The sequence below is a fragment of the Bradyrhizobium sp. P5_C11_2 genome (genome assembly GCF_054049755.1).
The window spans coordinates 1-8,129 of record NZ_JBFULT010000346.1 but is presented as its reverse complement, the minus strand read 5'-3'; the positions used below and the strand labels follow the sequence as shown (position 1 = coordinate 8,129).

Here is an 8,129-nt window from a genome sequence, read left to right as displayed (position 1 = left end):
GGCCGGGACCCATAACCACAGGACGTGGTTTGGTGAGGACCATCGCAACGAACATCCCGCCCATTCCAGAGATCACGCGGTGGGTCCCGGCCTTCGCCGGGACGACATCAAATAAATCTTACGGTATCTCGTACACCACCATCTTGTCGGCAATGCCGCGCAGCGCGGCCTGCTTCTGGATCGGCCTGATCTCACGCTGCTTCAGCACTTCCGCCACGGCCGGCGCGTCCAGCACCGGACCGGTGATGTGGATCTCCTGCGCGGTCGACAGGCTCTGCACGCGGGCGGCGATGTTGACGGTCTGGCCGAAATAATCCTGCCGCTCGTTGAGCATCACCGCGAGGCAAGGGCCTTCATGGATGCCGATCTTGACGATCAGATCGGCGGTACCGCGCTGCTTGTTGAGCACGTCCATCGCCGCGCGCATCCGCAGGCCCGCGACGATCGCGTGCTCCGGGCGAACGAAGGTCGCCATCACGGCGTCGCCGATCGTCTTCACCACCGCGCCCTTCTCGGAGGAGATGATCTCGAGCAGCGCATGGAAATGTGCGCGCACGAGATCGAAGGCAGCGAGATCGCCGACCCGCTCGTAGAGCGCGGTCGAGCCCTTCAGGTCGGTGAACAGGAAGGTCAGCGAGGTGATCTGGAGCCGCTGGTCGAGGCTGAGATTGTCCGCCTTGAAGACGTCGCGAAAGGTCTGGTTCGACAGCATGCGCTTGGCGGTGAGGAACGGCTTGCGCTTGCCGATGAGGTGGTGAAGCGCCTCGGCCGCGATGAACACCGACGGCAGCACCCGCACGCCGGCCTGGTTCTCCAGCGACAGCCGCAACGGGCCCGGCCGCAGGGTCGCGGTCCCCGTTGGAGCCTGCACCTTGTTGTACATGATGGCGAGCTGCTGGCGGTCCTTGGTCGGCTCGCCCTGGACGTCGATGAACTGGGCCGCGTGCGTCACCGGCTCGAAGATGATGATGAAGTCGCTCGGCAGTTGCAGCGACATCGTCGCCTTCTCGCCGGCCGGCAGCTCGAGCGTATCCAGCGTCACCTCGTTGGCGAGCGTCGCAAACGATTCCTTGTTGAAGTCGACGCCGGAGCTCCAGAACACCTGCCTGAAATAGTCCCACACCGGAAGCGAGTCGGGATCGTGCGCCGCAATGCGCCGCACGCGCGGGTTCACCGTGAAGGAGACCTCGACCTGGTCGTCGACGGAGGCCTTGTAGCCGCAGGCGCAGAGCGCGCAGTGATAATCATCGGGCTTGAGTGCCTTCAGCGTCGAGTGCGCGCCGAGCACGCCGCCGCACCCCGGACACAGCACGTTCCAGCCGAGATCGAACAGCCCGAGCCGCGCCGAATGCAGAAAACCCGAGATCGCCCGCTCTTCGTCGACATTGTGCTGCCTGGCGAAGTCGAGAACATTGACGCGGTTGAGCTCGTGATCCTCGCCGTGGTCAATGAGATGCTGAATCGCGTCGACCACCTTCGCATCGGCGGTCTGCTTCAGAACGGACAATTGGGCTTGAATATCGCTCATGGCGCAACTCTATCTAGGGTGGATCACGCCATTGGCCAGACAGTCGCCTGTCACCGGCGCGTGACGCGGAACATGGGCGAATGATCCGGCTGGGTCGTGACGACGCCGAACGGAATGACGGGAGTCGTGTCGGCCAACTCGACGCGGAACGCGCCGATCAGCCGCGCCAGCGCCAGCACGGATTCGGCTTGCGCAAACGGCGCCCCGACGCAGACGCGCGGACCCGCACCGAACGGCAGATAGGCGAAGCGATCGGGCGCCTCAGCCGACATGAAGCGTTTTGGAATGAAGGCGTTCGGCTGATCCCACAACTTCTCGTGCCGATGCAGCAGCCATGGCGCGATCATGATGATGTCGCCCTTGCCGATCTCGACGCCGGCCGCATTGTCCTTCTCGCGCGCGGCACGCGCGACCAGGAACGCCGGCGGATAGAGCCGCATGGTCTCCTCGATCACGGCGCGGGTGAACTTCTGGCGATCGATGTCGGCGATGCTGTCGAGATGCTCGCCGCGGGTCTCGGACGCCACTTCCTCTTGCGTGTCCGGATCGAGCGCGAGCAGATAGAGCGCCCAGAACAGCGCCGTCGCCGTGGTCTCGTGGCCCGCGAGAATCATGGTCGCGACCTCGTCGACGAGCTGCGCGTCGGAAAAACCGTTGCCCGTTTCAGGATCGCGCGCAGCATCCATGAGATCGAACAGATCGCGCGGCGGCGCCCCATCTTTCTTTCCGGCGGCACGCCGCTCCGCAATCAGCATCGCGACGAATTCGGTCCAGCGCTTGCGGAAACGCGCGCGGGCAAAATCCATCGGGCTCGGCCAGGACACCGGCAGCACCATGTCGAGCAAATACGGCCGGCCCAGCCGCGCGCCATACTCCATGACGAAGTTGCGCAGGGTCGGGCCATGCCGGTCCATGCCGAACGAGAACATGGTGCGGCCGGCGATCTCGAGCGTCATGCGCTGCATGATTTCGCGCAGATCGACGGCCTCGGCGCTGCGCGCATCTAACTTCGCGATGGTCTCGTCCAGCACCGCGGTCATGTGCGGGACGAGATTGGCGGTCGCCTTCGGCGTGAAGGCCGGTGCAAGGGTGCGGCGCTGAAACGTCCACGAATGACCTTCCGCAATCAGAAGGCCGTCACCGAGCACGGGGCGCAGCATGCGGATGCCGGCCGGCGTGCGCGAATAGTTCTCGTAGTTGCTGAGCAGGACATGCCGGATCGCGTCCGGACGATTCAGGATAAAACTGTTGCGGAAGAAGAAGCGGCCCTGGATGACGTCTTCCTCGTAGGCGCGCTGCCCCCAGGTCGCGATCATGTTCTGCTTGATCACCGCGAGCCGGCCCAGGAACGACATGTCGTCCGGGGCGCGCGGCGGGGTCGGAGGGACGATGGGCCGACGCACGCTGGCGATGTTCATGGCTCTCTCCCGCAGGGGTGACGCAGGCAAATAGCTAATAAGTCAGCTCGGCAATCGCAATCCTGTTCTCGGCAGCCGGCCAGGCGCGTGCCACAATTCGTTCTTCGCCGAACTGGGCCACGATGTTACGTCCGGCCTCGGAGGCCGGAAGGCGCAGGGTTGCTGCCGCATCCGTGGGCACGCCCGGCTTCACGTCGGCCGGCTCCTTGCCATCGAACAGCACCACGTCCCGCGGCAGCCCGAAATAGCCGCGCGGACGTGACATGATCACGACCGCACCGGCGTCCTTGTCCGCCGGCCCGAGCGGGCGCGCGGCGCGCAGATGCACGACGTCGGACGAACGCGGGAACGGCGAGCGATAGAAATGCGTCGTTGGCGCATCCGGCGAGGCGAGGACGAATTCGAGCGGCCAGGCGGGATCGACCTGCACCGGCTCCCAGCGGCCGTCGGCGCCAGTCCTTGAGCTGTGCACCGCAGCGCCTTTGCGCTCTCCGGTTTCGGGATCGACGCGGAAGATCTCGACCATAGCGCCCGCGACCGGGCGATTGGTCGACACGCCGCCCGGCGTGCCCGTGACCAGCCCGCTCAGCTTCACGCCAGCCTCCGGCATGATCGCGATGCGCGCGGGCTCGCGGCCGGCGATGAACTTGTAGATCTCGCGGAAAGCTCTCGGGTGAAACGCCACCTCGCGATGGTCGAGCGCGCCGAGCACGAGGTTGGTGGCACCTTTCAGCTCGGGCCCCTCGGCGGTAATACCGGTCGGTACGCCGGGCTTGCCGATGAAGCGGCCATCGGCCTGCGCATATTTGTCGATGCCGTCGCTGCGCAGCGTGAGGAAGGCAACGCCCGGTGTCACCTCGCTCTCGCCCTCGTTGAGGCCTCGCAAGAACGCGCCACGGCCGTTGAACTCGTTACCGGGCGTGTCGTCGGTTGCAAACACGCCGTGATTGGGCGTGCCGCACAACACGGCATGGCTGACATCTGCCGCACCGCCGTTCCTGATGACATTGCGAATCGCGTTGCCGCCGCGCGAGCTGCCGACCAGTGCCACGCGGGGCGCACCGGTGCGGCGTTTCAGCTCGGCGATCGCAGCAGCGAGCTCGCGGCGCTGATCTTCGGTCGAGGACCGGTTGGCCTGCTCGACCTTGTCATCGCTCCGCGCATTGGGATCGGTGAAATTGATCGCCATCATGCGGTCGTGCGCGATGCCGTTCGATTCCATCCGCCACAAGGTCGTCATCCAGAGCGCGTCGTAGTCGCCGTTGCCGTGGACGAACAGGATCGGCGGCACCTCCGAGCCCGGCGCCGCGGGCGCGGGTTGCGCCAGCGCATCCATCCGCAAGCTCGCAACCGCGAAGGGCAATGTGGCGGTACCTTGCAGGATCGTCCGTCGCGACAGTTTCATCTGTTCCCCTCCGCAAAACCTAAGTCTTTGCACCGCTTATAGCGGCCTAACCACTGGACAGCGAAGGACTTTCGCGGGCATCACTGAGCCCGCCGGAATCGCCGAAGCCATTTCTGCCAGACTTCATGGAAGGGGATATGACCGAGCAGACGAACCGTCAGAAAATTGCCGCCGACGGCATCACCGCGCCGCTGCGGTACACCCTGTTCCGGCGCATCTGGCTCGCCAGCCTGCTCTCCAATCTTGGCCTCTTGATCCAGGGCGTCGGCGCCGCCTGGGCGATGACGCAGATGGCGGCCTCGGCCGACAAGGTGGCGCTGGTGCAGACCGCCCTGATGCTGCCCATCATGCTGATCTCGATGCCGGCCGGCGCCATCGCCGACATGTATGACCGGCGCATCGTGACCTTGATTTCGCTCGCGATCGCGCTGATCGGCGCGACTGCGCTGACGCTGCTGGCCTGGCTCAAGCTGATCACCCCGGAAACGCTGCTCGTCTTCTGCTTCGTGGTGGGCAGCGGCAACGCGCTGTTCGGGCCGGCGTGGCAATCCTCGGTCAGCGAGCAGGTTCCGCCCGAAGCCCTGCCGTCAGCCGTGGCACTGAACGGCATCAGCTACAATATTGCGCGCAGCTTCGGTCCCGCGGTCGGCGGCGTCATCGTCGCCTCGCTCGGCGCGGTGGCGGCGTTTGCCTGCAACGCGATCCTTTATCTGCCGCTGCTGGTGGTGCTGCTGCTCTGGCGGCGCAACACCGAGCCCTCGCGCCTGCCGCGGGAGAAGCTCAACCGCGCCATGGTCTCGGGCTTCCGCTACATCACCAATTCGCCGCCGATCAAGATCGTGCTGCTGCGCACGCTGGTGATGGGCCTGATCGGCGGCGCCATCATGGCCCTGATGCCGCTGATCGCGCGCGACCTGCTGCATGGCGGCGCGCAGACCTACGGCATCATGCTGGGCGCCTTCGGCATGGGCGCGGTGGTCGGCGCGCTCAACATCCACGAATTGCGCAAGCGCATGAGCGGCGAGGCGGCGATCCGCGCCTGCACCATCTCGATGGCCTTCGCCATGGCCGCGCTGGCCCTGAGCACCGAACCGGTCCTGACCGCAGCCGCGCTCGTGCTCGCGGGTGCGGTCTGGATGGCAGCCGTCGCGCTGTTCAATATTGGCGTGCAGCTCTCGGCGCCGCGCTGGGTCGCGGGCCGATCGCTCGCGGCATTCCAGGCCTCGATTTCCGGCGGCATCGCCATCGGCGCCTGGGGCTGGGGCCACCTCACGGACTATGCGGGCGTCGAGGTCGCGCTGCTGGTGGCCGCCGGCCTGATGCTGATCTCGCCCCTGCTCGGAATCTGGCTGGCGATGCCGCGCGTCGGCGCCCGCAACGAGGACGCCGAGGTGCTGGCCGATCCGGAGGTGAAGCTGTCGCTGACCGGCCGCAGCGGCCCCCTGGTGGTCGAAATCGAATACCGCGTCGCCCAAGAGAACGCGCGCGCCTTCCACAATGTGATGCAGGACGTGCAGCTCTCCAGGCAGCGCAACGGCGCCTATGGCTGGTCGATCGCGCGCGATATCGCCGACCCCGAATTATGGACCGAGCGTTATCACTGCCCGACCTGGTTCGATTATTTGCGCCAGCGCAACCGTTCGACCCAGTCCGAACGCGCGCTGCACCAGAGCGCGATCGATTTCCACATCGGCCCCGACCCGGTGCGGATCCGCCGCATGCTGGAGCGCCCGTTCGGCTCGGTGCGCTGGAAGGAGGAGACGCCGGACCGCGCGGCAAACGAAGTGCTGCCGGTGGTCGCGTCCGCGGCGGGGAGCAGCACGTAGCCACTGCCGTCGTCCCGGCGAAGGCCGGGACCCATAACCACAGGCAAAAGTTTGGCGAAGACTCGGAGTTGCGACCGAGTCCTGTACAGCTAGTCGCGCTCTATCGATAAATCGCGCGGTATGGGTCCCGGCCTTCGCCGGGACGACAAAGACACTTACTGCCCGTGATCGGTCAACACCTTGTCGCAGCCCTTGCTGAGGCGGGTGCGGTTCTGCTTCAGGCAGGCGAGCACGGCCTGATCGCCATTGTTCATCACGGGGCGGCAGAAGCGCGTGACGTCGCGCGCGCAGGCATCGTGGCCGGGCTGCTGCGCGGACGCGGCCGATGCGCACAGGAGTAAGGGAATAATGAAAAGAAATCTGGTCATCGCGTAATGCCTCTAACCCGGAAGATGTGCGGGCGAAGCTAGAGCGACGATCCCGGGGCCGCAACGGCTTTATTGACAGGCGAGCTTGCGGCGCTGCGCGTCCCCGGCATTCACGGACACATCGCGAGGGGAGCTTGCTGAATGCGACGATCGAGACGCCGCGCGCGCTTAATGACTGTCCTGGGCGTCAGCGACCTTGCGCGACGCGCCCTTGGCGAGGTCCTTGTCCATCACCGCGCGGCAGCCGGCGCTCAGATCCGAGCGATGCTTCATCATGCATGCGGTGATCTTCGGGATGTTGGGGATCTCCGACGAGCACAGGCGGAAGGCATCGCCGGTGCACATCTGCTGGGCTTCGGACGAGAAGGCGAAGCTCGAGCTGGTCGAGATGATCGAGACGACGGCGGCAAAGCCCAGAGCCAGGCTGGTGTCGCGGATCCTGGTACTCAAGGTCTTGGCGGTCAGGGACTTGGTATTCAGAGACTTGGTCATTTGAAGCTCCCATTGGCACCGCCCGAGCGGGCCCCTTGTTGATGGGAACTACGATGCTCCAGCAAAACAGTTTCCACTGTGATGACGGTCACAAGCTGGACCCCAACTGTGACGTCGGTCACTTTGGCGTACTCCCCTGAAATTCCTCCGCATCCGCTGTCGTGTTGGTGTCACGTTAACCGGTCCTTCGCATTAATAGCCGGGCGCGCGGGAAATTCCGCCGGTTTGGTTGCGTAATTGGAAAGAGTAGCGATGCGTAATGCGTTGGGCCTGATGCTGGCCAGTGTAGTTGCGGCGGTCGTGATCGCCGCCGGCGGTTGGTTTTACTATTCCTCGCGCGCCGATCAGGCCGCTCCCAGGACAATGGCCGCCCGTGCCGCCGATCCTCTGCCGGCACCGGCGAAACTCGCCGCCAAGGATGACGTCGAGACCACCGCGGCGCTCGCGGGCAAGCCGGCGGCACCGGCCGCGTTGCCGGCACCGGCCGTCCCGATTCAGCAGAGATCGACCTGTGCCAATCCGAACGCGCTGGGCGTCGCCCGGGTGGTCGAGATCGACACCACCGGCGGACCGGGCTTCGGCTTCGAGCACTTCAAGCAGTTCGATTTCCTCACCGACAAGGAGGTCGTGCTGACCTTCGACGACGGTCCGTGGCCGGTCAACACGCCCGCGGTGCTGAAGGCGCTCGCGGATGAATGCACCAAGGGCCTGTTCTTCTCGGTCGGCAAGCACGCGACCTATCATCCGGAAATCCTGCGCCAGGTGTTGGCCCAGGGCCACACGGTCGGCACCCACACCTGGTCGCATGTCAACCTGAACAGCAAGAAGATGACGGAGAGCCAGGTCAAGGACGAGGTCGAGAAAGGCTTCAGCGCGGTGAAGTTCGCGCTCGGCACCAACCCGGCGCCGTTCTTCCGCTTCCCTCAGCTTCAGCACAATCCGGCGATGGTGAGCTATTTCGGCACCCGCAACGTCGCGATGTTCTCGACCGACATCGACTCCTTCGATTTCAGGAAGGGCGCCACGCCGGAGAAGATCGTCGAGACCGTGATGACCAGGCTCGACAAGCTCGGCAAGGGCATCATCCTGATG

At 65.3% G+C, this 8,129-nt stretch carries 7 protein-coding genes; 2 read left to right on the top strand and 5 right to left on the bottom strand.

Annotation, left to right across the window (positions count from 1 at the left end; genetic code table 11):
- Window positions 1-118: 118 nt before the first annotated feature.
- From ACXJL8_RS26940 to ACXJL8_RS26930, 3 genes are read right to left on the bottom strand one after another with little or no spacing between them, the layout of a single operon-like run.
- Window positions 119-1,528 carry a DUF5939 domain-containing protein gene (locus tag ACXJL8_RS26940; protein WP_456620868.1) on the bottom strand — a complete coding sequence of 470 codons (1,410 nt, stop codon included), beginning with the start codon at window positions 1,526-1,528 and terminating at the stop codon, window positions 119-121.
- 50 nt (window positions 1,529-1,578) lie between these two features.
- Complete coding sequence (locus ACXJL8_RS26935; RefSeq protein ID WP_456620869.1) at window positions 1,579-2,946, bottom strand: cytochrome P450; 1,368 nt, start codon at window positions 2,944-2,946, stop codon at window positions 1,579-1,581.
- 34 nt (window positions 2,947-2,980) lie between these two features.
- Entirely contained in the window at window positions 2,981-4,351 is a 1,371-nt protein-coding gene (locus ACXJL8_RS26930; RefSeq protein ID WP_456620870.1) for a hydrolase, read from the bottom strand.
- Between the two features lie 137 nt (window positions 4,352-4,488).
- On the opposite strand from ACXJL8_RS26930, the gene ACXJL8_RS26925 reads away from it, so the two are divergent.
- Complete coding sequence (locus ACXJL8_RS26925; protein ID WP_456620871.1) at window positions 4,489-6,177, top strand: MFS transporter; 1,689 nt, start codon at window positions 4,489-4,491, stop codon at window positions 6,175-6,177.
- A gap of 155 nt (window positions 6,178-6,332) precedes the next feature.
- Here the strand turns inward: ACXJL8_RS26925 and ACXJL8_RS26920 are convergent, their stop codons facing one another.
- On the bottom strand, window positions 6,333-6,545 hold the full coding sequence (locus ACXJL8_RS26920; RefSeq protein ID WP_456620872.1) for a hypothetical protein: 213 nt from the start codon (window positions 6,543-6,545) through the stop codon (window positions 6,333-6,335).
- Window positions 6,546-6,713: 168 nt separating this feature from the next.
- Window positions 6,714-7,037, bottom strand: a complete 324-nt coding sequence (locus tag ACXJL8_RS26915; RefSeq protein ID WP_456620873.1) for a hypothetical protein — start codon at window positions 7,035-7,037, stop codon at window positions 6,714-6,716.
- A gap of 252 nt (window positions 7,038-7,289) precedes the next feature.
- Between ACXJL8_RS26915 and ACXJL8_RS26910 the strand changes: the two genes are divergently transcribed.
- The coding region (locus ACXJL8_RS26910) for a polysaccharide deacetylase family protein (protein WP_456685891.1) at window positions 7,290-8,129 on the top strand (840 nt) is incomplete at its 3' end.